Genomic DNA, 24,703 nt, shown 5'->3' on the forward strand with positions numbered 1-24,703 from the left:
GTGACCCACAGCACCGTAACGCTCATTGAACTGGGAGCCGTCTTTTTTGGGCTCGGATTCCTGGGACGACTGGCTGGCCGTATAGGCCTCTCCCCAATCCCTCTCTACCTGCTGGGTGGATTGTTTTTTGGTAATGGCGGCTTTGTCGAGCTGGGCGGGCTGACCGAATTCAGCGAGATAGCCAGCGAGATCGGTGTCATTCTGCTGCTATTGATGTTGGGGCTGGAGTACAGTGCCAGCGAGCTCGTGACAGGCATGCGCCAATCGTGGATGGCCGGCATTCTCGACATCGTGCTGAACTTTTCGCCTGGTGCATTCGTCGCGCTGATGCTGGGCTGGGGACCGGTCGGCGCCCTCGTCATGGGCGGCATCACGTACATTTCCTCATCAGGCATTATCGCGAAAGTCCTGACGGATCTGGGCAGGCTGGGCAACCGGGAGACCCCGGTGATCCTATCGCTGCTGGTGTTCGAGGACCTGGCCATGGCTGTCTATCTGCCGATCCTCACCACTGTCCTGGCCGGAGTCAGCTTCGCGGGCGGGTTGCAGGCAGTCGGTATTTCGCTGCTGGTTGTCACCATTGTCCTGGTGGTTGCCCTGCGCTATGGCAGAGCCCTCTCCACCGTGATTGACAGCGAGGACCGGGAAGTCTTCCTCCTGACCCTGTTCGGAGCCGCTCTGCTCGTGGCTGGTATCGCGGCGACAATGCAGGTTTCGGCCGCCGTCGGCGCATTCCTGGTGGGCATCGCCATTTCCGGCACGACGGCGCAGAACGCCTCCCGGGTACTTGAGCCGCTGCGCGACCTGTTTGCGGCCATGTTCTTTGTCGTATTCGGCCTGAACACCGACCCGGCCTCGATTCCCCCGGTGCTTGATTGGGCAATGGTGCTGGTCGTCGCCACCACCGTCACGAAAATCGCAACGGGCTGGTGGGCCGCCCGGCGCCAGGGGATAGGAAGGCCCGGACGGGCACGTACGGGTGCCGCCTTAGTTGCCCGCGGCGAATTCTCCATCGTCATCGCCGGTCTGGCCCTGGCCTCCGGCGCCGTCGATCCTGAACTTGCGGCGTTGGCGACGACCTATGTGCTCATGATGGCCATACTGGGACCGATCATCACCCGCTTCGCCGAACAGCTCCTCAAACCCCGCCGGGTCCGGCCAGTACCGCCGGTGGCCACCCGGAATACCCCCTCGGACTGATGCTGAAGGTCGACGATTTTGACCTTGCCGGGGCTGCCGTGGGGGTGCGGTCGTAAGGGATGTTCTGAGACGGTGCCACACTGGGGTAAAGTAAATCTCGTTGTTTTGCAGGGACTGGAATGATCAGTTGGTCCCTATGCGGGCGTAGCTCAATGGTAGAGCGCTAGCTTCCCAAGCTCGATACGCGGGTTCGATTCCCGTCGCCCGCTCGTAAAAGAAATCCCCCGCCGGCCTTTGCCACTGACGGGGGATTTTCTATTGCCAGGCCGTTCAGCCGCGCTCTGCGCGCCGGTCGTATTCCGGGTCAAATCCGGCGCGGTCGACCTTGCGGTGATATCTCATTCCGGCCAGGCCACCGAGGATGGCCCCTCCCAAAGTCACCAGCACCAGCCCCACCAAGGTGAGGATTCCGGTCATCGTCATAATGCCCTGATCCATAGGGACCTGCGGCACGCCGTTGAAGTTGCTCAGCGCCCCGAATTGAGTGCCTGCAATGGCGCCGATAACGGTAAGGATGACGGCCACGATGATGGCCCAAAGCCATACACCCAGTCCCTGTTTGGCACCGCTGAAGCGGGCCATCCGGCCGGCGACGTACCCGCCGCAGTAATAGGCGATGAAGAGAATCAGCAACAGAATAACGATGCCCCAGATTCCTGCAGCCTGCGGATCCTGGACCACCTGACTGGCTTCAGTATTGGTCGCAAGACCGATCGCTCCAGCGATGACGGCTGCCAACGCGGCCAACAGCACCGTCATGCCAGTCGCGGCCAGCCAGCCGAAGAATGCCGAGCCAAACTTCATGCCGCCGTAGGCTTCCTTCTCCCGCGCCAGGTTGCTGTCATGGTCGGCCACCCCGCTTCCGGCAGCAGTCGCGCCGTACCCCGTTGTCCGCCCGTACTCGTCCGCATCGGGGTCCAGCCGGTGCGAGCGATCCATGCTGCGCTCGCCCTGTATCCGGTCCCCATCATTGGCCTGGTGGGCGCTGACGTCCCGCCGGTCAAAGGTGCGCGTCTGGGTATCTTCACTGGCCGGACGGTCAATGGCACGCGTCCGCGCATCGTCGCTGCCGGGACGGTCAATGGCGCGGGTCCGCGCATCGTCGCTGCCGGGAACGTCAAAGGCCTGCGTCCGCGTATCGTCGCCGGCAGGCTGGCCGCCCGCGCTGCCCGTGCCGCTGTCCCCTGCCGCATGGCGGCCCTCGTCGGCGTTACGGTTCTCATCGTTGGAGTCGCCGGTGCCTTTGCCCGGCGTATAGCTGGTGCTCATCTCTGCCTCCTAGCGGGCCTAAGTGTCCTTGCCCTGTTCCGGGCGGCGTCCGTGCGCTTGGGAGTTGTGCGGGTCCTCAACGCCCTCCGCCGGGGCATCCTCGTCGACGTCGCCGCCGGCTTCTTCTGCAGTTCCGCGAGGGTGCTCAAGATCTTCCGATTGAGGGCCGGTGAGCTGGTCATACCGGTTTTCGCCGAATCCCTCCGACTTCTCGTCACTGCCGCTATTGTCCTTGTCTCGTCCTGCAACGTGGCGGCCGCCTCCCGACTTACCGTCCTTGCCCTTGTTCATGTCTGCCTCCTTGAATGAAATTAAAAGCTCTACTGGTCTTTGGAACGCTGATCGTCGCCGGCGCGGTGCCGGTGGCGCTCATCGGCCCTGCCCGCGGCCTCCGGGCCGGATGCATCACCGCGTCCGCCGTCGTCTCCGGCAGCAGGTGCGCCGGAGACCTGTGGGGCCGCACCTGCCGTCGTGGGTCTTGGACCAGAACCGGCCTGATCAGCCGGGTACGATTCCGGCGCAGCCGTCGCGGTTTCGCGCTGAGCGGCCCGGTCGCGCTGGCTCTCCGCCGCACCGCCGGACTCCGGGTCCGGAACTACTTCGACTTCTTCACGCTGCACGGGAACTGTCATCGTTACGTGTTCTGTGACCGTGTATTTACGCAGTCGAACGCCTTCGGCATTGCGCCCGTCGGAGGTGTCATCGTGCTTTAGATCCTGATCGTAGCCGCCGCCATAGCTGCCGTCACCGGCGTCCTCCCGCACAGGTTCCTGGCGCACACCCTGCCCGCCGTGACCGTCGCCGACGTGTGCACCGCCACGTTCTGGTTCCAAGCCGTAATAGCGGTAAAGGTCCGCTTCCTGCTCACGCTCAAGGTGGCCGTGGGCGAGGTCGGTCCGGGGAGCGTCCTTGATCTTGTCCCGTTCGTACGGAACGCGCACATCATTTCCTTCGGCGGAAGCTTCACGTAAGGGAATGAATGTTTCAGAATGGCCAAACAATCCGGTTTTGGCCGTTACCCATTCAGGTTGCTGAGAATCGTCGCCGACGAATACCTGTCCGACTTTCCCTACTTTGTCTCCGTTTTGATCCAGAATGATGCCGGAGTTCTTCAGCAGGTTGTCTATTTCTCCAATGCTGATCATTTATCCTCCTTTGAAAGGGGAATTAGATGATGACGCGCGCCATCTCTGTAACCCAATGGGTACAAACCAGAATATCTTAGTCAGCACACTTATGATTTTCTACGTAGACTAGTAGTCAGCGCGCGCTTCCGCAAGGGTGATGCGATCAGAGCATCGTCCCAGGAAATGTGCGGCCGTAATACCCGGCGGGAAAGGAATATTTATCATGTTGCGATTGGTAACCCTCGCCTTTGCGGCGTGGCGTTTCTACCGAAAGTTGAAGCGCAAGAAGTTTTGATTTGCTGACGCTTGATGCCTCAATTACACATGGCTGGAAGCCGTTCCCGTACGGCTGACGATGCTTACCGGATACGAACGCCGGCGCAGGCTGAATTGCAGCATCAAATGTCCCCTGCGGGCGAGGATGACGGCGATCACGACGGAGGCGGCCGCCGGTACCGCCCCGGCGATAAAGATAGTTGCGTGCGGACCTGCATTTTCCGCCAGCCAGCCGATCATGGGACCGCCGATTGCCTGCCCGCCAATGAGCACCATGACATAAAGGCTCATTACGCGGCCGCGGATCCGCACATTCGAGGACATCTGCACCAATTGGTTCGCGCCGACCAGAAACAGCAGACAGCAGAAGCCGGCACAGATCATGAGGGCTGCAAACAACCACATTGAGGGTGCAAACGCGCTCAAGGCCATCATCACCCCGAATGCTCCGGCGCTGCCAATCACAGAGCGCAGGCGCAATGTCCGACGGCGGGTGGAAGCCAGCGCCCCGGCCAGGGCGCCGGAAGCGATCAAGGTGTTGAGCAAACCGTAGCCACTCGCACCGGTATGGAAAACTTTATCGGCGAAGGCCACCATCAGCACCGGCGAACTCATCGCAAAGACCGCGACGAAGGCGCCAATGACGGATGACCAGAAGATCGCAGGTTTCTTCACCGCATACCGGAAGCCCTCCCGCAACTGGCCCTTTCCTTTGGGAACGGAGGGGGTGCTCGTGAGCTGGCTGGTGTTCAGCTTGGCCAGCGTGATGATGGTGTAGAGGCATGCGGCAGCATTGACGGCAAAAGCCCAGCCACCGCCGACGGCGCCGATCAGGATGCCGCTGATCGCCGGGCCGAGCATGCCGCCCACCTGGAATATGGACGAATTCACGCTGATGGCATTGCGCAGATGCCGCGGACCGACAAGTTCATTGACAAAGACCTGCCGCGCTGGATTGTCAACGACGACGACGAGCCCGAGCACCAGCGCGATGCAGTAGATATGCCAAACCTGAATGCCCCCGCTCAGGGCCAGGACGGCCATCAACGCGGCCATAATTCCTGCGACGGTCTGGGCGACTATCATGATCCAGCGCTTGGAATATCGGTCTGCGATAATGCCCCCGTAGGGCCCCAACAGGAGCATGGGCGCGAACTGCAGGGCGACCGTGACGCCGACCGCTGCCGCGCTGCCGGACAGCTCGAACACCAGCCAGTCCTGCGCAATCCGCTGCATCCACATGGCGATTACGGCCACCAGGTGCGAGGCCGCGAATAACCGGAAGTTTGGCACTTTCAGCGAGACGAAGGTGTCGCGCCAGGCTGGACGTTCGACGGCGGTGGGAATGGGTGCTGTGGCAAGACTGCCACCAATGGAAGTGGCCTGAGGTGGGGGTGCCAAGGTGATTCCTGGGTTTGAGGGCACAGCTGTGCGCCGAAGGGTTGTAAGGGATAAGGAAGGGCGGGACCGGATCTATAGATTGCCCGCCGATGATATTCGTGCCACCTATCTAGAGGTACGACGTCGGCGTGCCGGTGGAACTGCGGTTTCCCTTTCTAGGTTACGCTGGCTCCGGGGTATTGAAGAATTACATACAGTCTATAAGTCCCATTACGTTTGGTAATGCGGTCTGCATTCACACGGGAGTGAGCATGTTCGACCCAGTCCAACTCAGGACATTTCTCGCGGTAGCCGAAACACTGAGTTTTACTCGTGCGGCAGAGCGGCTTGAACTCAGCCAGCCCACCGTAAGCCAGCACATCCGCAAGCTCGAATCCGCCGCCGGCAGGCTTCTCATTACCCGCGATACCAGGGAAGTGCGGATGACGGACAACGGCGATGCGATGGCTGGTTTCGCACGGACAATACTGGCCTCCCACCAAGCGGCGGCGGCCTACTTCAGTGGATCAGCCATGCGGGGACGCCTTAGGTTCGGCATGGCGGACGACCTCGCCATTACCGGCTTGCCGCGCATCCTGCGGAACTTCCGCCAGCTGTATCCACACATAAACCTCGAACTAACCGTCAGCCAGAGCGACAAGCTTCACCGCAAACTGCGATCCGGCCAGTTGGATTTAGTCTTCATCAAGTGGTGGGCCGGCGGCGATGAAGGAACGACCGTACGGCGCGACTCTTTCGCCTGGGTCGGGCAGGAGCACACCAGCATCGAACCTGGCGCGCCCGTGCCGTTGGTCAGTTACCCCGCACCGGCGCTGAGCAGGAAGCTGGCGATCGACGCACTGGAGAACGCCGGACGGACCTGGCGCATTACCTGCACCACCCGTGAAGTCAATGGAATTCTCGCCGCAGTACGCGCAGGCATCGGCATTGCAGTACTGCCCCAGTCGTTGATTCCGGATGACCTGGCTCAGGCACATTCCCGCTTTGATCTCCCTGCGATTGGCGAGGTCGATTTCACGCTGGTGCCAAATCCTCTAGCCAATCAGGAACTCGTTTCCGCTCTCAGCAGTGCCATTCTGGACCGCACTATGCACAAGTCGCTGTAGCGCACAGGTAGAATTGTTCCGTTATGAATCGCACGATGTTCAAATCCAAGATCCACCGCGCCACGGTCACCCACGCCGACCTGCACTATGTCGGCTCCGTCACCGTGGATCTCGACCTGCTCGAGGCCGCCGACATTCTGCCCGGCGAACTGGTTTCCATCGTCGATATCACCAATGGCGCACGGCTCGAGACCTACTCAATCGCCGGCGAGCGCGGTTCCGGAGTGGTGGGGATTAACGGTGCGGCCGCCCACCTCATGCATGAGGGCGACCTCGTTATCCTGATTACCTACGGGCAGATGAGCACTGCGGAAGCCCGCGAATACGAACCCATCGTTGTGCACGTCGACGAAAAGAACAAAATCACCCGGTTGGGCAACGATACGGCCGAAGCTGTCAGTGCCGGCGTCGAGCGTCCTCCGCTTTCCATTGTGAGATAGCCGCAGCTGCAACGTCATTCATTTACTGCTGCATTATTTCCCGCGCTGATTTAACTCCTGCATTCAGGATCTTTAAATAACGTCCCGGCAACAATACACAGCATACTTTCCACTTCACCGGCAAATGCTCTTTCTTTATCCGGGTTGAGGGCATATCTTCGAGAGACAGTTGTCTACGAGGATGTGGAGGCACGGTGAGTACGCAGATCGGCAAGGGGCCCCGTGCCCATACCCGGGGCCGGCGCTTGGCAGCCACCATTGGTTCTTTGGTTATCAGCGCCACCTTACTCACCGGCTGCGGCCCGGAGCGGAGCGCCCCTACCCTTACGTGGTACATCAACCCCGACGCAGGCGGTCAGGCCGAACTCGCCAAACGTTGCACCGAAGCGGCAAACGGCGAGTACTTCATCGAAACTTCCCTGTTGCCCAGAGATGCCGCCGCACAGCGCGAACAACTCGCCCGGCGGTTGGCAGCCGGGGACAACTCGCTGGACATCATGAGCATCGATCCACCGTTTATCCCCGAGCTTGCGCTCTTCCTCGAGCCTGTCCCCGATGGCGTGGCCGAACGCACCACTGAAAACACCTTGGACGGCGCACTGGCCGGCGCCATGTGGCAGGACGAACTCGTGACTGTTCCGTTCTGGGCGAATACGCAAATTCTCTGGTATCGCGAATCAGTGGCAGAGGCCGCAAATCTGGATATGAGCCAACCTGTCACGTGGAACCAGATCATGGAGGCTGCGGAAAACCAGAACAAGGATCTGGGGGTTCAGGGTTCACCGGCCGAGTCGATGACCGTCTGGGTCAATGCACTGATCGAATCCGCGGGCGGACAAATCCTGCGCAATCCCGGCGCTCCGGCCGAGGAACTCCAGTTGGGATTGACCAGTGAGGCCGGACGTGAGGCCGCCCGGATTATTGGCACGATAGGCGATAAGGGACTGGGCGGTCCGGGTCTTGCAACCTCCAACGAGAACGACTCCCTCACCGGGTTCCAAACGGATGATGGGTCATTCATGGTCAACTATCCGTTCGTCTGGCCCGCCCTGAATGCCGCCGTCGAAGCCGGCACGTTGGAACAGTCGGTCCTGGATGATGTGGGATGGGCCTTGTTTCCCCGGGTCTACGAGGATCAACCAACTGCTCCTCCCCTTGGCGGCATCAACCTGGGCGTCGGCGCCGAAAGTGACCACCCCGAGCTTGCCTACGATGCCATCGAATGCATCGTCCAGCCGGAGAATCAGACATACTACTTCCTCACCAATGGCAACCCGCCCTCGAACTCCGAGGCTTATGAAGATCCGCGTATCGAGGAAGAGTTCCCCATGGCTCCAACTATCCGTGAGTCTCTCGAACTTGCCGCACCCCGTCCGCAGACCGAGTACTACAACGAAATTTCCAGCGGCATACAGCAGCTATGGTCTCCGCCGGTAAGCGTGGAACCCAACGTCACGCCGGAGGAGTCCGAAGAGTTCATTCTCGCGGTGCTCAGAGGGGAGAAACTGCTGTGAGCAGTACAACACTGAACAAGCGCAGCCACGCTGCCGGCAAACCGCCCAAGCAGGTGCATAGTGACCGGGTGAAAGCAGAACGGCGTCTGGGCTGGTATCTGGCCGGACCCGCTTTCGTCGTGATGCTCGCGGTGACGCTCTACCCGATCCTGCAGGCGTTCGTCGAGTCGTTGTTCTCGCTGCGGCTGACGGCCCCGGACCAGAGCGAGTTCATCTGGTTCGGCAACTACATCACTGTCCTGACCGACGTCGTGTGGTGGCGGGATCTGGGCGTTACGTTGTTCATCACCGTCGTCACAGTCGCCGTCGAGCTGGTGCTCGGCTTCGCATTGGCACTGGTGATGCACAAAGCGATCAAGTCCCTCCGCGGCCTGCTCCGGACCGTCATCCTGGTGCCGTATGGCATCATCACCGTCGTCTCCGCCTATGCATGGTTCTATGCCTTTGACATCAACTCCGGATACATCAACTCCTGGTTCAGCTGGCTGCCGTTCATCTCTCCGGACCTGAACTGGTTCGCCGATACCTGGACTGCATTGTTCGTCATCATGGCCTCCGAAATCTGGAAAACCACTCCCTTTATCTCGCTCCTGTTGCTGGCCGGGCTGGCCCAGGTACCGGGTGAGCTGACCGAGGCCGCCGAGGTGGATGGTGCCACCTGGTGGGAACGGATGCGGCGGGTGATCATCCCTAATATGAAGGCAGCCATCATGGTGGCCGTCCTGTTCAGGGCCCTGGACGCGTTCCGGATCTTCGACAACGTCTTCATCATGACCAATGGCGAGCAGGGGACTGAAGTGCTCTCCTTGCTCGCTTACCGAACTTCCATCACACGGTTGGAGATTGGATTAGGCTCTGCGATTTCCGTATTGCTGTTCATCTGCGTGCTGATAATCGCCTTCGCCGCCATCAAGCTTTTCAAAGTGGATCTTTCCGGCACCACAGGAGATAAATAATGAGAAGCTCTACCCGAAAAGAAAAAATCTGGTGGGCCATCATCAGCGTCCTGGTGCTGATATACGCGCTGTTTCCGGTGGCTTCCATCTTTGCCACGTCATTCAAGACACCAAGTGACCTCACCTCGGGCAAGCTTCTGCCAACAAACTGGACGGGCGAAAACTACGAGCAGATCCTCGTCGGTTCTGCTCAGGATCTCTTCCTCCCAGCTCTGCGCAACTCCATCGGCATCACCGTCATCGCCACGTTTATCGCCGTCGTACTGGCCACATTGTGTGCCTACGCGATTGCCCGGTTGAACTTCCCAGGCAAAAAGCTGATCCTGACGACGGCGTTGGCCGTGTCCATCTTCCCGGTCATCTCGATCGTGACTCCACTGTTCAACCTATGGCGGACCATCGGTCTTTACGACACCTGGATCGGCCTGATCATCCCCTACCTCTCGCTCACACTGCCGATCTCCATCTGGACGTTGGCCGCATTCTTCCGGCAGATTCCGTGGGAACTGGAGCAGGCGGCACAGGTGGACGGAGCAACCAGCTGGCAGGCCTTCCGGAAAGCCATCGTCCCGCTGGCCGCACCGGGGGTATTTACGACGGCGATCATCGCCTTCTTCATCGCCTGGAACGACTTCGTGTATGGAATCTCGCTGACCTCAACCGAGGCGGCCCGGCCGGTTCCGGCGGCGCTGGCCTTCTTCACCGGTGCGTCGCAGTTCCAGTCCCCCACCGGGGCTATCTCAGCCGCGGCGATCATTGTGACCATTCCGATCGTGCTGCTGGTGCTGTTCTTCCAGCGGCAGATCGTATCAGGATTGACCCAGGGCGCGGTCAAGGGGTAACCCTCGTTCCATACCCTTAGCCGCTCCCCCGGAGCCCGATTACAGATAAGGACTTGAATCCCATGGCTTCCATAACTCTGAAGAACCTCGTGAAGAAGTACGGCGATGGTTTTCCGGCGGTCAATGACGTCAGCATCGATATTGCAGACGGCGAATTCATCATCCTCGTAGGCCCGTCAGGCTGCGGCAAGTCGACTTTGCTGCGGATGATCGTCGGCCTGGAGGACATCACCGAAGGTGAACTGCTCATTGATGGTGAGCGGGTTAATGACAAGGCCCCGCGTGACCGGAACCTGGCTATGGTGTTCCAGAACTACGCGTTATACCCACACCTGACGGTGTATGAAAACATCGCGTTCCCACTGCGTCTGGCCAAGGGCAAGCACAGTGAGGACGAAGTCAAGCGCTTGGTGGAAGAGGCAGCCTCGACTCTTGAACTCACTGACCATCTGCAACGCAAACCGGCCAACCTCTCCGGTGGCCAGCGGCAGCGGGTGGCAATGGGCAGGGCGATCGTCCGGCAGGCAGATGCTTTCCTCTTTGATGAGCCGCTATCCAACCTGGATGCCAAACTGCGCGGCCAGATGCGTTCCGAGATCTCACAGATGCAGCGCCGGCTCGCCGTCACTTCCGTCTACGTTACTCACGACCAGACGGAGGCCATGACGCTGGGCGACCGGGTGGCAGTGTTGAAGAAGGGCGTCCTTCAGCAAATCGCTTCCCCACGCGAACTCTACGAAGAGCCGGCGAACATCTTTGTCGCCGGGTTCATCGGCTCACCTTCCATGAACTTCATCCCCGGCCAGGTCGAGGACGGCAAACTTAAAACAGTGCTCGGTGACTTCGATGTTCCGGCAGAGAAGCTGGCCAAAGCTGAGGGCAAGAAAATCGTGATGGTGGGGATCCGGCCCGGGTACTTTGAGGACGCCAAACTCGTCGATGAGGCCAAGAAACAACACGGGGCGACCTTCACGACCGAATTGACGCATACAGAGTGGCTCGGCAACGAACAGTACGGTTATTTGAACTTCGATCCCAGCCCGGAGGTGCGGGATCTGCTCAACAGCCTTGCCAAGGATCTCGATGCAGACGAGTTGAAGCCGCAGATCGTGGTGACGCTGGATGCCTCGAGCCGGCTCAGGGCCGGCCGCGAATCCGAGCTGTGGCTCGATACCCGCAAGCTGCACCTCTTCGACCCGGAAACCGGCGAGAACCTCACCCGCGATGCCGAAGCCGGCGCAGCCCTTACCGACGAGGCCAACCAGGAACGGGCCGAGGAAATCGCCACCGCCCGCGAGCACGACAGCACGGCCGGGGAGCAGCGCGCGTCCTGATCTGTTTGTGTTCCTCCTCGCTCCATTACGCCTCAATATCACTGTTGAAGCCATGAGACGGTAACGTGAAAACGTGCATGCCAGCTCTCCCGCCGTCCGTATAGCAGCCGCGTGGCTGCTCGGTTTGACGTTGGCAATTGCAGCTGGGATCCTGACCATCTTCCTTGTCAACGTGAACGTCTACAGCCCGCAGCAACAGATCAAGGCGTATCTGCAGGCACTCGAAGACGGAGACGGCTCAGAGGCACTGGGTTTGCTACGCGCCACCGTCCCGAATGCGAATCCGGCGATGCTCGACGGCGAAGGGCTTCAGTCTGCGATGGACGGCGTCGAGGACGTGAAGATCGGCGAAGCGGCTCCTTCAGGCGATGAGCGTGTGACTATACCGGTCGAATACAGCGTCGATGGCAACACCCTGACAACCACTTTCACCTTGGAAAAGGTGGACACCGTCTGGATGTTCTTCGATGAGTGGGCGTTCGTTCCCAGCGTGCTGCCAACTGTCAGTGCTTCGGTCGTGAACGGAAACCACGCCACCATGAACGGCGAAAAGGTGGGGCTTCCCGGCGGCGAACAATCTTTCGCGGTCTTCTACCCCGGCGAGTACACGGCTTCCTACAAGACGAAGTATTTCTCGGCTGACCCGGCCGAGGTTACCGTCAGTACGCGCCAGGACTCTTCGTCCTCACAGCTGACCCTCGCGGCGGAACCGACGCAGAAGCTCATTAACGACGTCGATGCGAGCCTGCACAAGTACCTGAACGAGTGCGCGAAGCAGGACGTCTTCTACCCGGACAACTGCCCGTTCTCCCATCCCGGGACGCCTTTCCTGGCTCCCGGAGCCGACATCTCCTGGTCAGTAACGGAATACCCAACCGTGGAGATCGACGCCTTCAACGGCGCCTGGGTGCTCAAACCACTGACCGGAACCGCTATGGTCCGGAGCCAGCAGATCGACACCTTCTCCGGCGCCATCACCCCCCTCAGGGCGAAGCATGACTACCGCTTCACGGCGCGCCTCAATGTGAGCGAGGGCAGCATCAGCGTTACCCCCGTCGTCGAGTAATCCTTAGTCGAGACCGCGGAGATCCAGCGACAGCTCCGTATCGCCACCGGACGAGACGCTGACCGGAATACCCCAGTCCTGCTGGTACATGTGGCAGGCTGCGTGATCAGGGATCTCGCCGCCTTCCTCGCCGTCGCAAGCGGCCGCACGGGCCGTAATGTGCAGGACTCCTTCGGTGATGTCAGGCGACAGGGTCAGCGTGCGGTTCAACCCGATGGAAGTGCCACCGCCGCCAGTCAGCAACTCCGGTGGAGTGGCGGAGATCTTCAACTGGGTGGGATCGCCCCAGCGGTCATCCAGCTTTTGCCCCGTGGGGGCCGAGAACCGGACGGCCAGGTCGAAGGCTCCGGGAGCGACGTCCGTGCGCGGCCGCTGGGTCTGGGATGCACCCTCGTCCACACGCTGGGCGGACTTGGGAATGGGAATCCGGACCAGCTGGTGCTTATTGGACTCGACCACGATCAAGACCGGCTCACCCGCTCCGCCATCGGCTGCCGCGGTATCCAGGAGCACGTCGGACGGCTCGGCAAGGCCCTGCGCCAGGGTCGTCATCTGCCGGGTGGCTGGATCGTAACGGCGGACCGCTCCGTTGTAGGTGTCGGCGATGGCCACAGAGCCGTCGGGAAGGTCCGCCACACCGAGCGGGTGCTGCATCCGGGCGTCCTCGGCCTCGCCGTCGCGGAAGCCAAAGTCGAACAGTCCGGTGCCAACGCCGGTATGCACCTGCACGCCGGTTCCGGTCCCACCCTTGAGATCAAGGAAGCTGACCACCCGCACGGCGGAAGATTCCGAATCCGCCACCCAGATGTTGCCGTTGGCGTCCTGCGCCAGTCCGGAGGGCTGCGCGAACCAGGCATCCGGCGCGGCCCCGTCGAGCAGCCCTTCATCGCCTGTTCCGGCGAAGATGCCGACCCTGTTCGAGACGGGATCGAAGGAGAAAAGCTGGTGCACTCCGGCCATGGCGATAATCAGCGCTTCGGCCTGTTCGGACCAGAGAACGTCCCATGGCGAGGACAGCGCGACGGTGCGCGGCGCACGGTATTCCAACGGCGTGCTGCTCGTGTCCACCGCCACGGAGCCCGCCGGCATGGCTGACTCCCCCGACGAGCCGTCCGATACGGCCACCGCGGAGGCACCGTCCGGAGAGCCAGCCACAGCAGGTTCCGCCAGCTTATGCGAGACCGAGGCCTCCGCCAGATCGGCAGCATCCGATTCCTTGGCAGTGCGGCGGGATGCCTCGGCGTCGAGCAGCCGCTGCACCCCGGAGCCGACGACGGTGGTGACCTCGCCGGAATCCAGCCGGACCCCGCGCAGCAGGTGATTCACAGAATCGGCGATGACGACGTCGTACCCGCATTGGTTCCGGACGCTCTCAGGCAGCAGCGCCAGTCCCTGCGGTTCATTGAACTGAGCCTGGCCAGGTCCGCCGTCGGCCGAGCCGCGATCTCCTGTCCCGATGGTGCGCACTACGGTGGTCAGGTCCGGTCCGAGCTCGACCAGGCGGTGGTGCCCGGTGTCTCCGACGAGGAAATTGCCCGATGGCAGCGCCAGCACCTTTCCGGGGAACCGCAGGTCGCGCGACGGCGTCTCGGCGGGCACGTAGGGGCCGTCGCCGCGGTGCAGCGTGCCTTTGGCCTCGTGCTCGGCCACCAGTTCATCGACCAGCGACTCGAGCCCGCCAGCGTGGCCCTCCCCCGCGAGGTGGGCAACGATGTAACCGTCCGGATCGACGACGACGAGGGTCGGCCAGGCGCGGGCGGTGTAAGCCTGCCAGGTGGTCAGTTCCGGGTCGTCCAGTACCGGGTGGTGGATCTCGTAGCGTTCCACGGCCGAGGCCAGCGCCTCCGGATCCGCCTCGTGCTCGAACTTGGGCGAATGCACCCCAACAATGACGAGTTCGCCGGCGTACTTTTCCTCCAGCGGACGCAGCTCGTCGATCACATGCAGGCAGTTGATGCAGCAGAAGGTCCAAAAATCGAGGAGGACAATTTTTCCCCGGAGATCGGCTAACTGAAGTTTCTTTCCGCCGGTGTTCAACCAGCCGCGGCCCTCGAGTTCTGAAGCGCGCACACGGTAGTTGGTTCTCATTAGGTCCTTCGCTCGTCTATCTTCTCGTCACGTTCAGCCAGTGTGGCAAACATATCGTTATAAGCGCTAAGTTCGGACTCATTATTTCTGTCCGCGGCCCTATCTTTACGTTTCGTTTCACGCGCGTCCGTCCGCGACCACATCATGGCGACGATTATCGCCACCAGGACGGTCGGGACTTCGCCGATTCCCCACGCGATTGCGCCGCCGAGCTGCTGGTCTTCGAGCGCCGACGGGCCCCATGGCCTGCCCAGGTTTCCGAACCAGCTGGCCTGGATCAACGACGTCGAACCCATGATGGCAACACCGAAGAAGGCGTGGAAAGCCATCGTCGCCAGCAGCATCAGCAGCCGCAGCGGATATGCCGCCCGGCGCGGAACCGGATCAATGCCGATCAGTGAGAGCACGAACAGGTAGCCGGTGATCACGAAGTGCAGGTTCATCAGCTCATGGCCAATGTGCTCCCGCAAGGCGAACCCGAACAGTGGTGAGTAGTAGAACAGGATGATGCTGCCGGCGAAGTTCACCGCCACGAAAATGGGGTGGGTGACCAGCTGGGAAAACTTCGAGTGCACTATGACCAGGATCCACTCACGGATCCCGCGTGTGCCGTCACCGCGCGGCCTGAGTGCCTTCAGTGCAAGCGTGATCGGGGCTCCGAGCACCAGGAAGATCGGCACAATCATCGTCAGGGCCATGTGATCGACCATGTGGGCGCTGAACAGTACCCGCCCGTACACCGCCGGCGGGCCGGAGGTGAAGTAGGTCAGCGCGAGAAGACCAATGATCCAGCTGATCGTCCGCAGCCAGGACCAGCTGTCGCCACGCCGGCTGACCTTGTGCCGGCCCAACAGGTAGGCGATTCCCAGCGTGAGGGCCAGCGCGACCCAGATCCAGTCCATCCGCCACTCTGTGAGCCAGCGTATCGGCGTCAGCTCCGGCGGCAGCGGATAACCAGTGAGGATGCGGGCCGGAGTGGCATCGGGTGCCAGTTCTTCCGGCACCGGTGTGGCCGTACGGCTCAGCGCGACCGCGACGCCGACTGTGGCGCCCATGATGCTCAGTTCACCGAGGATCAGCTGCCACAGCGCCCGGCGGGCGGACATTGCCCGGCCTGTCGATGAAGCGGTCAGCTGCGGCAGCACCCACTGACGGTGCATGAAGCCGATCGCGCCGAGCAGCACGGTGGCAAATGTCTTGACCAGCACCAGTTGCCCGTATTCGGACGTCAGTGCGGCGAAGTTGCCCAGCCGGACAGCTGCGTTGATGATTCCGGAGACTGCCACCAGGATGAAGGCAAACCCGGCAAGGGAGGAGAATCGGCCCAGGACGACGGCGGTGATGTCCTTGGTGGTGCGGCTGCCGGCCAGTTGCTTGGAGACGACGGCAAGGGCGATGATGCCGCCCACCCAGAGGCAGACGCCAATGAGGTGGAGTCCGAGCGAGCTGACGGCGCCTTCGTGGTCGGCTGCACTGGCAGAGTGTCCCACCAGCGCCATCGGGACGAGCGCCATCGTGGCCAGCACCGCCGTCAGGCCAAGGCCGGTCAGCGAGCGCACGCCGAACGTCAGCGTACTTACGATGGCGGCGATGATCGTGACCGCGAGCCAGGCCCGGCCCACCTCGAGGTCGCTCATGAAGTAGATCAGCTGGCTGGTGTACTGCTCCCCCGAGCTAACGGGCAGCCCCGCCGCATCGGAAAAGGTGAACACCAGCACGGCGATGGCGGACAGCGTCCAGACCACCGAGGCGCTGGAGGCCAGCAGCATCACCCGTGCGAATGCGGGATGCTCCGGTTCGGCCTCCGCTTCAGAACTGCCGCGGCGGAAGCCACCAGTCCGTTTGGGAAGGATGACCACCGCGAAGAGAAGGGAACCTATGACGGCGGCCAGCGCCATGTTGTGGATGGCATCGGCGAGCGGCAATCCCCAGCGGACTATGGCGCCGGGGTCTCCGGCAATCCGCGCGGCGGCTGCTCCAGAGAAGATGAGCGCCAGGACGGTGGCCAGCACAGTAGCGCCCAAGCCAACCAACAGCCACGGGGAACCGATACCGACGCCGGCCCGTGCCGCCGTCGTACCTGGCCCCGCGCTGGAACTCGTCTGATTGCTTGCTGCAGGCACGTTATCTATTCTCGACTCTTTGTAGAAAATGCACTAATTCTGTGCCACCTATCACTCTAGTCCGTACATCGGCGGCGAACCTTGGACTTAGGTTGTTCGGCGCCGGCACCCCCGGCGGATGGGCACAAGACCACCGGCAGGCATGAGAAAGGGGCGGCAACCAACCGGTCGCCGCCCCTGACTGTCTAGCTGTTTAGCTGCGTCAGCAGAAGGATTACTTCGCCGCTGCCTTGAGCTTGCTTCCGGCAGTGAGCTTGACGCTGTGACCGGCTGCGATCTGGATGGTCTCACCCGTCTGCGGGTTGCGGCCCTGGCGGGCTGCACGGTCGGTGCGCTCAACTGCGAGCCAACCCGGGATGGTGATCTTCTCGCCGTTGGAGATCGAGGTCGAGAAAACCTCGAACAGGGCGTCAAGGACGGAGTTCACTGCGGTCTGGCTGGTGTCAGCCTTGGCAGCAACTTCGGAAACCAGTTCACTACGGTTCTTAGCCATTTATGTCCTCCTGGACTCTTCTTCAGCTCGAGCACAGCACGGGTGTGAGTGCCTCTGTTCGAAAAACCTACCAGCTTCGCGGCAAAAACCCTGCAAATTCGGGCATTTTCAGGGATTTTTCAGCGAAATGACGGTAAATCCGCCGGTATTTACGGGTTTCAGCCGCTCCGGCACCACTATTCCGGCGCAGGCGAGCCTGACGTGCAGACCGGCATCCGGGCATGAAAAAGGGCGGCAACCAGAGGTCACCGCCCTCTTTCGAAAGCCTTAGCCGTTGCTTACCAGCTGGACTTGGTCACGCCGGGCAGCTCGCCACGGTGTGCCATGTCGCGGAAGCGGACGCGGGAGATTCCAAACTTCTGGAGTGTTCCACGCGGACGGCCATCGATCTGGTCGCGGTTGCGCAGGCGCACCGGTGATGCGTTGCGCGGCAACTTCTGCAGGCCGAGGCGTGCCTCTTCGCGTGCTTCGTCCGAAGCGTTCTCGTCAACCAGCGTCTTCTTCAGTTCGAGGCGCTTGGTGGCGTAACGGTCTACAACAAGCTTGCGCTGCTCATTGCGTGCAATCTTTGACTTCTTCGCCATGCTTAGCGCTCCTCTCGGAATTCGACGTGTTTACGGATTTTGGGGTCGTACTTCTTCATGACCAGGCGGTCAGGATTGTTACGACGGTTTTTCCGGGTCACGTAGGTGTACCCGGTGCCCGCGGTGGACTTGAGCTTAATGATGGGACGTACGTCCTGTGCTTTTGCCATTAGAGCTTCACCCCGCGAGACATGATGTCAGCGACCACGGCGTCAATGCCACGCACGTCGATGGTCTTGATGCCCTTGGCAGAAACCTGCAGGGTCACGTTGCGGCGCAGGGATGGGACCCAGTAGCGCTTCTTCTGAATATTCGGGTCGAACCGGCGCCTGGTGCGGCGGTGCGAGTGCGAAATGCTGTTTCCAAAGCCCGGCTCGGCTCCGGTCACTTGGCAGTGGGCTGCCATGACTCTCCTCCAGTAGTTGATGTAACGGTACGCAGTTATTTGCAACTGTTTACATTGCGGTTAAGAGCGTCCCGTCACCAGTAATGACACCGTTATTACTGCGGACTATCCGTAAGAGTCTTCCAACAGCTGACTGCTGGAATCCCTCGCCGCGGGGAAGACGGTGAAGATCAGGTGCCTCAGGAGTGGACTCCACCACTACGACAGCCTTCAATTCTAGGTATGTACGGGTTCTCGCGCAACTTACAGCCTGCGTAGTTGGGTGTCAGCAGGCCTCAGTGCGCGACTTAACGCTAGTCCAGTTTAGGGCGGCGGCGTTCATATGGCTAATTGAGGCTGCCAGCGGCCGGGCCGGAGTGACTGACCTCACCCCGGCCCGCCGCCGGCAGCGCTTTCCACCTGTTACTGCTGTGCTCACTCCCCATCGCGGAGCAACCAATGATTCGGCGCCAGCCGGCCCACAATCTTCTTGCCAACCCGTTCCAGGTCAGCCACATCCTGTTCGTCCAGCCCGTCAAAGATCAGGTCCCGCACGGTGCTGACATGCCCCGGCGCCATGGCTTGGATGGTGGACATTCCCTCGTCGGTGAGACACGCCGTCGTCACCCGGGCATCCATAGCGCTGGGCTTCCGTTCGACCCAGCCGCGGTCCTCCAGCTTCCGCACTACGTGCGACAGCCGCGAGAGCGAGGAACTGGTCCTGGCTGCGAGTTCGCTCATCGGCAGCGTCCTGTCCTCCGCCTCGGAGAGCATGGCCAGGACGTTGTAGCTGAAAAGCGAGAGTTTGCCCTCGCGCAACAGCTGGCTGTCAAAGGTCGCCGGCAGCACCGTGGAGGTAAAGACAAGCGCAAGCCAGGCCTGCCGCTCCTGGGGCGTGAGCCATTGGGGTTCAGTCATAATCCGATTATCCCACAGGCACTTGACACTTCAACCGCAATGGGTTTACATTAGTTGTAGCTTCAGTTGTAACTTAAAGTTATGGAAAAACGAAGCCACCCACTACGGAACGATTCAGCATGAAAAACCTACTTACCCGCCTCTTCGGAAAGAAGAAAACAATGACCAGCATCACCATTATCGGAACCGGCAACATGGGACGCGGCATCGGCTCCCGTGCACTCGCCTCGGGCCAGACCGTACAGTTCCTCGACCGGGACGCCGCGAAGGCAGCGGAACTGGCAGCTGAACTCGGAAAGGACGCAACCTCCGGCTCCATCACGGACACACCGGAAGCCGGCATCGTCGTTCTCGCCCTGCCGTTCGACGGCGCAAAGGAGTATGTTTCGGCCAACGCCGGCGCCCTGGCAGGCAAGGTCCTGATCGACATCACCAACCCGCTGAACTTCGAAACTTTCGACTCACTGGTTGTTCCGGCTGACAGTTCCGCAGCGGAAGAAATCGCCAAGCTGGTGCCGAACGCCCAGGTCGTCAAGGCCTTCAACACCACGTTCGCCGGCACCCTGGCCGAGGGCAAGATCGATGGCAAGCCGCTGGACGTCTTCATTGCCGGTGCCGATGAAGCCCGCGCCCAGGTAGCCGAATTCGTCCGCAATGCAGAACTGCGCTCCTTGGAGGTCGGCGGACTGCATCACGCACGCGAGCTCGAAGGAATCCAACTGCTGGTGATGGCTATGCAGGCCAATCCCGCGTTCGAATCCTTCAACTGGGACACCGGTCTCAAAATCCTCAACTAATATCCTGCCGGCAACCGCCGGTATGAACGAGTGGCGCCCCGGCACAGCCGGCGGCGCCACCGTCGTTTAACTACGGCGCGGGTTCGCGCCGCTGCAGATCAGGAGCGGTCCTCGAAGCTGGCGAGGACGAATGCGTAGTCCCAGGCCCGGTCCTTCCAGCCCTCGTACCGGCCGCTGGCCCCGCCATGGCCGCCCTGCATTTCCGTCTTGAGCACCACAGGGCCGCTCTCCGGCGCGACCTCCCGCAGTTTCGCCACCCACTTGGCCGGCTCCACATACAGCACACGCGTGTCGTGCAGGCTCGTCACCGCCGCAATCTTCGGGTACTTCACGTTCCGGATATTTTCATACGGCGAGTACGAGGCCATGTATTCGTACACCTCGGCACTCTCGATCGGGTTGCCCCACTCCTCCCATTCCAGCGCGGACAGCGGCAGGTCCGGGTCCAGAATGCTGGTGAGGGCGTCCACGAAAGGCACCTGCGCGACGACGCCGCAATACAGTTCCGGTGCCAGGTTCAGCACCGCTCCCATCAGCAGTCCACCGGCGCTGCCGCCCATCGCGGCCAGCTGTCCCGGCGCGGCCCAGCCTTCGTCGAGTAGGTAGCGCGAACAGTCCACCAAGTCGGTGAAGCTGTTGCGCTTGTTGAGCTTCTTGCCATCTTCGTACCAGGGCCGGCCCAACTCGCCGCCGCCGCGCACATGCGCAATGGCAAAGACGACGCCGCGGTCCAGCAGCGAGAGCCGCGGGATGGAAAATTCCGGGTCCATCGAGATCTCGTAGGATCCATAGCCGTAAATCAGCGTCTTATGCGTTCCGTTCGGTTCTATCCCGGCCTTGGAAATCAGCGACAGCGGGATCTTCGTCCCGTCCGCGGCCGTCACCCAGAGCCGGCGCTGCTGATAGTCCGCCGGGTTGTAGCCGCCCAGGACGGGCGTTTCCTTCCGCAAGGCCAGTTCTCCGGCCGCCAGTCCACCGTCCGCACTCCCGGCGCCGAGTCCGACGTCGTAAATTCTTGGCGGGGTGATGAAGGAGCGGTAGGCGATCCGGATTGACGGGGCATCGTAGTCGGTGGCGGAACCGGAGCAGGAGAACAATTCCTCGTCGAACTCCGGCGACCACCACGGCTGCTGCCGTTCGGTCCCCAGCCCGGCCAGCGGCAGGATCTTCACCGTTTCCAAGGTGTCCTCGCGCACCCCGAGCAGCAGATGCCCGCGCAGCGCCGAGGCGCTCTCGATCCGCCGGGTGCCGGAATGGGCAATCACAGTCTTCCATTCGGCCGGCGGAGCGCCCATGGTGACCAGCGAGACCATCGAGTTGGCGGCGTCGTAATCATGCACCGCGACAAAGCGGTCCTCACCGTCCAGCTCAACGTGTTCGACGTCGTACAGCACCTTGGCCTCGCGGCTCAGGACGAGCTGCGGGGCGGCGTCGGGAACGGAGACATCGAGGATGTGGACCTCGCTGAATTCGCTGCAGCCCGAGGAGATGAACAGGTACTTGCGGCTGGCCGAGGCCTCCGCGCCCACCCACATGCCCTGGTCGGGGTCGGTGTAGACGGCCGTGTCGTCGGAGACCGGCGTGCCGAGAACATGCCGACGAATTTCGTATGGGCGCCAGGAATCGTCGACGACGGTGTAGAAGACCGCCGTCGCGTCCAGGCTGAAATCGGCTGAGTAGAAGACGTCGGGGATTTCATCCGGGAGGATTCCGCCGGTGCGGAGGTCCTTGATCCGCAGCGTGAACCGCTCATCGCCTTTCAGATCCAGCGAGTAGGCCAGGAAGTTGCCCGATGGTGAAACGGTGAACGCGCCGATGGCGAAGAACGCCTGGCCTTCGGCCTCGGCATTGCCATCCAGGAGAAGTTGCTCGCCTTCAAAGGGGACACCGGGTTCGATGACGGGCGGCGTCCAGTCGCCGGTGGCCGCCGTCCGGTAGAACATCGGATACTGGCCGCCCTCGACCGTGCGGGTGTAGTACCACCAGTCGCCATTGCGCGCCGGCACGGAGAGGTCGGTCTCCAGAGTGCGGGACTTGATCTCGTTGAAGATGTCGGTGCGCAGCTGCTCCTGACCGGACGTGACCGCATCGGTGTACTCATTCTCGGCCTTGAGATGGGACAGTACCTGCTCGGATTCCTTGTCCCTCAACCACTCATAGTTGTCCACGAACTCGTGGCCGTGGTGAACGCGGGTGGTGGGGATCCGGGGCGCTGCGGGAGGTGTTTCAGACATGGGCCAAGCCTACCCAAGAGCCGGCAGACTCAGCTGCGTTCTGCCACCCGGCACAGTCCGGGATACCGGGCGGAGAGCGAATCGCCCGAGGACACTCCCCGGATCCGGCGGCTGAACCAGGGTCCGACGAAGTTCCGCACCCAGTCGGCCTCGGCCTTCAGCGCTTCCAGCCGTGCCACCGGCGTCAGCTCACCGAAACGGGGAGGCTCGATGGCGTGTTCCGCCTCCAGCTTTTCCAGCACCTTGGCGGCCATATTGATATGTCCGGCAGTGGACATATGCAGCCGGTCGGTATCCCACATCCGCCGGTCTTCATATTCATCAAAACGCCAGTAGTCGACGATGATCGCCCCGTGCTTGTCCGCGATTTCGCGCAGCAGTTCGTTGTAGATCGCCGTGCGTCCCCGCATCTTGCCGAAGACCGGCGAGGCTACGGCGTCGAAACCGGTGAACATCACGACGTCGGCGCCGGTGGCTGCCAGCCGGGCGATGCCGTCGTCGTACTTTCCCATCAGCAGATCAATATTGATCTTGGTCCGCAGGATGTCATTGCCGCCGGCGTAGATGCTCACCAGGGTCGGTTCAAGGGCGACGGCGGCATCGATCTGTTCCGCCATAATTTGGCCGAGTTTCCGGCCGCGGATGGCGAGATTCGCATAGCCCCAGTCAGAGTCGGACCTACAGAGCTGCTCTGCCACGCGGTCGGCCCAACCGCGCACGCCATGGGGAAGATTCGGATCAGGGTCGCCGACACCTTCGGTAAAAGAGTCACCCAGGGCCACGAACCGCTTAGCAAAAGTCACCAAGACAGATTACTACCGGAGTGAAGGCACTGTTGCCACGGGGCCGCATTGGTTAGCGTGGAGATGTTGGGGAAGCGAGGAGCGTCACCATGCGTATTGCCATTGTCGGAGCCACCGGAAATGTCGGCACAGCCCTGCTCCGCCGGATCCAGGAATCCGGCGTCGCAACAGAGATTGTCGGGATTGCACGCCGGAAGCCGGCCACGAACCGGGAGCCGTACCGCGGTGTGACCTGGCGCGAGATCGATATCGGCCGCTTTGATGCGCCGGATAAACTTGCCTCGGCGCTGGAACGCGTGGACGCCGTCGTACATCTTGGCTGGATTCTGCAACCCAACCACGATGAGGAGGAGCTGTACCGGGTCAATGTCACCGGCACCGGGCATGTCACCGCGGCAGCGGGCAAAGCCGGCGTGCGCCATTTGGTCTATGCCTCCTCGGTGGGGGTTTACAGCCCGGCGCCGAAGGACCGCCGCACCGGCGAGGACTGGCCCACCGGTGGCATCCATACCTCCCACTACAGCCGGCAGAAAGCGGCAGCGGAGCGCATTATCGACCGGTTCGAGGCTGCCTATCCGAAGATTGTCGTCAGCCGTCTTCGTCCCGGATTAATCTTCCAGACCGCCAATGGAAGCGAGGCGGGACGGTACTTCCTAGGGCCGCTGGTGCCAAAGAACCTGGCCGATAAGATCAAGCTCCCCATCATGCCGCTGCCGCACACGATGATTTTCCAGGCCGTGCATGCCGACGACGTTGCTGACGCGTACTGGCGGGTGCTGGAACTTCGTGCCCGCGGAGCATTCAATATCGCGGCCGAGCCGGTGCTGACGCCGTCGGAAGTGGGGAAGCTCTTCGGCGCCAATCGCACCTTCCATATCCCCGTCAACGTGCTCCGTGTCCTGGCGGCCGTGACCTGGAAACTGCGGCTGCAGCGTTCGGACCCCGGCTGGGTGGACATGGCCGCGCAAGCGCCCATTATGGATACCGGCCGCGCCAGGGATGTGCTGGGCTGGTCACCGGGGAAATCGTCAGTGGACGCTCTCGCGGCCGTGATTTTCGGATTGGGTAAAGGTGGCGGAATCGTCGGATCTCCGCCGTTGCAACCCCGGGACTAACGCCGCGGCGGCGCCCGGCTTTAACGACGCCAGTAGGGAACCACGGGTTAACGCCGCCGATTTTACCTGGCGGAGGCGGTCCAAATCCGGTTCTGGCCGCCGGCTGTGCCAGGCTCATAGCCTGCAGCTCCCGCCCACGTTCCGTCTCGGCGTCGAACTCCGCGCCGAAGAGAAGGGACAAAACAGATCCGCCGGTGCCTCCAAAATTGGAGGCACCGGCGGACTTTATGCGGCTGGGTATCGTCTAATCGCCCGGCCGGGTCTTCCCGGGATGTGCTCTGGCAACGAAGCTGTCCACGGGAGGTATCTATTTATGCCCGTGCTGCGGTCAATCCGCTGACGGAGGGGTCGATCACGGTCCAAGGCGGCGTGACGGCGTCGAACCCGCGGCGCACATTGGCACCCAGGTTCTTGAAGCCGCCGGACATCAGGGGCCGCCGTTCACCTGCAGGTGTTGCAGCCCTTCCAAGCGCGGCAAATGTGGCAATAACAAGGACGACGAAAAGCAGAGTCATCATCATGATCAGCAGCCTCCTTTCAGGCGTGTCGTTTGTGCTGACACTGACTACTGTGCACGGTTAAAGTTTTTAGCACAAGCAAATTTTTATGCAGATATGCTTTAGAAAAGCTAC

The 24,703-nt window shown here is 61.6% G+C and carries 24 protein-coding genes and 1 tRNA gene; 11 read left to right on the forward strand and 14 right to left on the reverse strand.

Features of this window, described 5'->3' with window-relative positions:
* Both ACX80B_RS16775 and ACX80B_RS16780 read left to right on the forward strand, forming a co-directional pair.
* Entirely contained in the window at nt 1–1,200 is a 1,200-nt protein-coding gene (locus ACX80B_RS16775; RefSeq protein WP_459298252.1) for a cation:proton antiporter, read from the forward strand.
* A gap of 138 nt (nt 1,201–1,338) precedes the next feature.
* Nucleotides 1,339–1,409, forward strand: a tRNA-Gly gene (locus ACX80B_RS16780).
* A 61-nt stretch (nt 1,410–1,470) separates the two neighbouring features.
* Here the strand turns inward: ACX80B_RS16780 and ACX80B_RS16785 are convergent.
* From ACX80B_RS16785 to ACX80B_RS16800, 4 genes are all read right to left on the reverse strand, one after another.
* A complete protein-coding gene (locus ACX80B_RS16785) occupies nt 1,471–2,469 on the reverse strand; it encodes a hypothetical protein (protein WP_459298254.1) in 999 nt (332 codons plus the stop codon).
* Between the two features lie 18 nt (nt 2,470–2,487).
* Nucleotides 2,488–2,760 (reverse strand): hypothetical protein, encoded by a 273-nt coding sequence (locus ACX80B_RS16790; protein WP_459298256.1) that lies wholly within the window; start codon nt 2,758–2,760, stop codon nt 2,488–2,490.
* Nucleotides 2,761–2,789: 29 nt separating this feature from the next.
* A complete protein-coding gene (locus ACX80B_RS16795) occupies nt 2,790–3,614 on the reverse strand; it encodes a DUF2382 domain-containing protein (protein ID WP_459298258.1) in 825 nt (274 codons plus the stop codon).
* A gap of 300 nt (nt 3,615–3,914) precedes the next feature.
* Nucleotides 3,915–5,273, reverse strand: a complete 1,359-nt coding sequence (locus ACX80B_RS16800; protein ID WP_459298260.1) for an MFS transporter — start codon at nt 5,271–5,273, stop codon at nt 3,915–3,917.
* Nucleotides 5,274–5,524: 251 nt separating this feature from the next.
* On the opposite strand from ACX80B_RS16800, the gene ACX80B_RS16805 reads away from it, so the two are divergent.
* The 7 genes from ACX80B_RS16805 (at nt 5,525) to ACX80B_RS16835 (ending at nt 12,531) form a co-directional block, all read left to right on the forward strand.
* Nucleotides 5,525–6,379, forward strand: a complete 855-nt coding sequence (locus ACX80B_RS16805; protein ID WP_459298262.1) for a LysR family transcriptional regulator — start codon at nt 5,525–5,527, stop codon at nt 6,377–6,379.
* Nucleotides 6,380–6,402: 23 nt separating this feature from the next.
* Nucleotides 6,403–6,819: an aspartate 1-decarboxylase gene (panD, locus tag ACX80B_RS16810; RefSeq protein ID WP_459298264.1), complete on the forward strand. Its 417-nt coding sequence runs from the start codon at nt 6,403–6,405 to the stop codon at nt 6,817–6,819.
* A 194-nt stretch (nt 6,820–7,013) separates the two neighbouring features.
* The gene (locus ACX80B_RS16815) at nt 7,014–8,333 is read left to right on the forward strand and encodes an extracellular solute-binding protein (RefSeq protein WP_459298266.1); all 1,320 of its coding nucleotides are present in this window, start codon (nt 7,014–7,016) and stop codon (nt 8,331–8,333) included.
* A gap of 11 nt (nt 8,334–8,344) precedes the next feature.
* Nucleotides 8,345–9,289, forward strand: a complete 945-nt coding sequence (locus ACX80B_RS16820; RefSeq protein ID WP_459298325.1) for a carbohydrate ABC transporter permease — start codon at nt 8,345–8,347, stop codon at nt 9,287–9,289.
* A complete protein-coding gene (locus tag ACX80B_RS16825) occupies nt 9,289–10,131 on the forward strand; it encodes a carbohydrate ABC transporter permease (protein ID WP_459298268.1) in 843 nt (280 codons plus the stop codon). Before ACX80B_RS16820 ends, ACX80B_RS16825 begins: the two co-directional genes overlap by 1 nt.
* Before the next feature lie 62 nt (nt 10,132–10,193).
* The gene (locus ACX80B_RS16830; protein WP_459298270.1) at nt 10,194–11,465 is read left to right on the forward strand and encodes an ABC transporter ATP-binding protein; all 1,272 of its coding nucleotides are present in this window, start codon (nt 10,194–10,196) and stop codon (nt 11,463–11,465) included.
* Nucleotides 11,466–11,538: 73 nt separating this feature from the next.
* Nucleotides 11,539–12,531 carry a zinc ribbon domain-containing protein gene (locus tag ACX80B_RS16835; RefSeq protein ID WP_459298272.1) on the forward strand — a complete coding sequence of 331 codons (993 nt, stop codon included), beginning with the start codon at nt 11,539–11,541 and terminating at the stop codon, nt 12,529–12,531.
* A 3-nt stretch (nt 12,532–12,534) separates the two neighbouring features.
* Here ACX80B_RS16835 and ACX80B_RS16840 read toward each other — a convergent pair whose 3' ends face one another.
* From ACX80B_RS16840 to ACX80B_RS16870, 7 genes are all read right to left on the reverse strand, one after another.
* Nucleotides 12,535–14,619, reverse strand: a complete 2,085-nt coding sequence (locus tag ACX80B_RS16840; RefSeq protein ID WP_459298274.1) for an NHL domain-containing thioredoxin family protein — start codon at nt 14,617–14,619, stop codon at nt 12,535–12,537.
* A complete protein-coding gene (locus tag ACX80B_RS16845; RefSeq protein WP_459298276.1) occupies nt 14,619–16,742 on the reverse strand; it encodes a cytochrome c oxidase assembly protein in 2,124 nt (707 codons plus the stop codon). Before ACX80B_RS16845 ends, ACX80B_RS16840 begins: the two co-directional genes overlap by 1 nt.
* Before the next feature lie 214 nt (nt 16,743–16,956).
* Nucleotides 16,957–17,235 carry an HU family DNA-binding protein gene (locus tag ACX80B_RS16850; protein ID WP_459298278.1) on the reverse strand — a complete coding sequence of 93 codons (279 nt, stop codon included), beginning with the start codon at nt 17,233–17,235 and terminating at the stop codon, nt 16,957–16,959.
* Between the two features lie 278 nt (nt 17,236–17,513).
* A complete protein-coding gene (gene rpsN / locus ACX80B_RS16855; RefSeq protein ID WP_026536586.1) occupies nt 17,514–17,819 on the reverse strand; it encodes a 30S ribosomal protein S14 in 306 nt (101 codons plus the stop codon).
* Nucleotides 17,820–17,821: 2 nt separating this feature from the next.
* Nucleotides 17,822–17,989, reverse strand: coding sequence for a 50S ribosomal protein L33 (gene rpmG, locus ACX80B_RS16860; protein ID WP_026536585.1), 168 nt, complete (start codon nt 17,987–17,989; stop codon nt 17,822–17,824).
* A complete protein-coding gene (gene rpmB / locus ACX80B_RS16865; protein WP_026536584.1) occupies nt 17,989–18,225 on the reverse strand; it encodes a 50S ribosomal protein L28 in 237 nt (78 codons plus the stop codon). Before rpmB ends, rpmG begins: the two co-directional genes overlap by 1 nt.
* A 414-nt stretch (nt 18,226–18,639) precedes the next feature.
* Nucleotides 18,640–19,122 carry a MarR family winged helix-turn-helix transcriptional regulator gene (locus ACX80B_RS16870; RefSeq protein WP_459298281.1) on the reverse strand — a complete coding sequence of 161 codons (483 nt, stop codon included), beginning with the start codon at nt 19,120–19,122 and terminating at the stop codon, nt 18,640–18,642.
* 161 nt (nt 19,123–19,283) lie between these two features.
* On the opposite strand from ACX80B_RS16870, the gene ACX80B_RS16875 reads away from it, so the two are divergent.
* On the forward strand, nt 19,284–19,919 hold the full coding sequence (locus tag ACX80B_RS16875; RefSeq protein WP_459298283.1) for an NADPH-dependent F420 reductase: 636 nt from the start codon (nt 19,284–19,286) through the stop codon (nt 19,917–19,919).
* A 98-nt stretch (nt 19,920–20,017) separates the two neighbouring features.
* Here the strand turns inward: ACX80B_RS16875 and ACX80B_RS16880 are convergent, their stop codons facing one another.
* Both ACX80B_RS16880 and ACX80B_RS16885 read right to left on the reverse strand, forming a co-directional pair.
* Complete coding sequence (locus ACX80B_RS16880; RefSeq protein WP_459298285.1) at nt 20,018–22,153, reverse strand: S9 family peptidase; 2,136 nt, start codon at nt 22,151–22,153, stop codon at nt 20,018–20,020.
* A gap of 29 nt (nt 22,154–22,182) precedes the next feature.
* Entirely contained in the window at nt 22,183–22,956 is a 774-nt protein-coding gene (locus tag ACX80B_RS16885; protein WP_459298287.1) for an SGNH/GDSL hydrolase family protein, read from the reverse strand.
* An 89-nt stretch (nt 22,957–23,045) separates the two neighbouring features.
* On the opposite strand from ACX80B_RS16885, the gene ACX80B_RS16890 reads away from it, so the two are divergent.
* Entirely contained in the window at nt 23,046–24,071 is a 1,026-nt protein-coding gene (locus ACX80B_RS16890) for an NAD-dependent epimerase/dehydratase family protein (RefSeq protein ID WP_459298289.1), read from the forward strand.
* Nucleotides 24,072–24,382: 311 nt separating this feature from the next.
* Here the strand turns inward: ACX80B_RS16890 and ACX80B_RS16895 are convergent, their stop codons facing one another.
* On the reverse strand, nt 24,383–24,592 hold the full coding sequence (locus ACX80B_RS16895) for a hypothetical protein (protein WP_459298291.1): 210 nt from the start codon (nt 24,590–24,592) through the stop codon (nt 24,383–24,385).
* Nucleotides 24,593–24,703 lie beyond the last annotated feature (111 nt).

The organism is Arthrobacter monumenti (genome assembly GCF_054511255.1).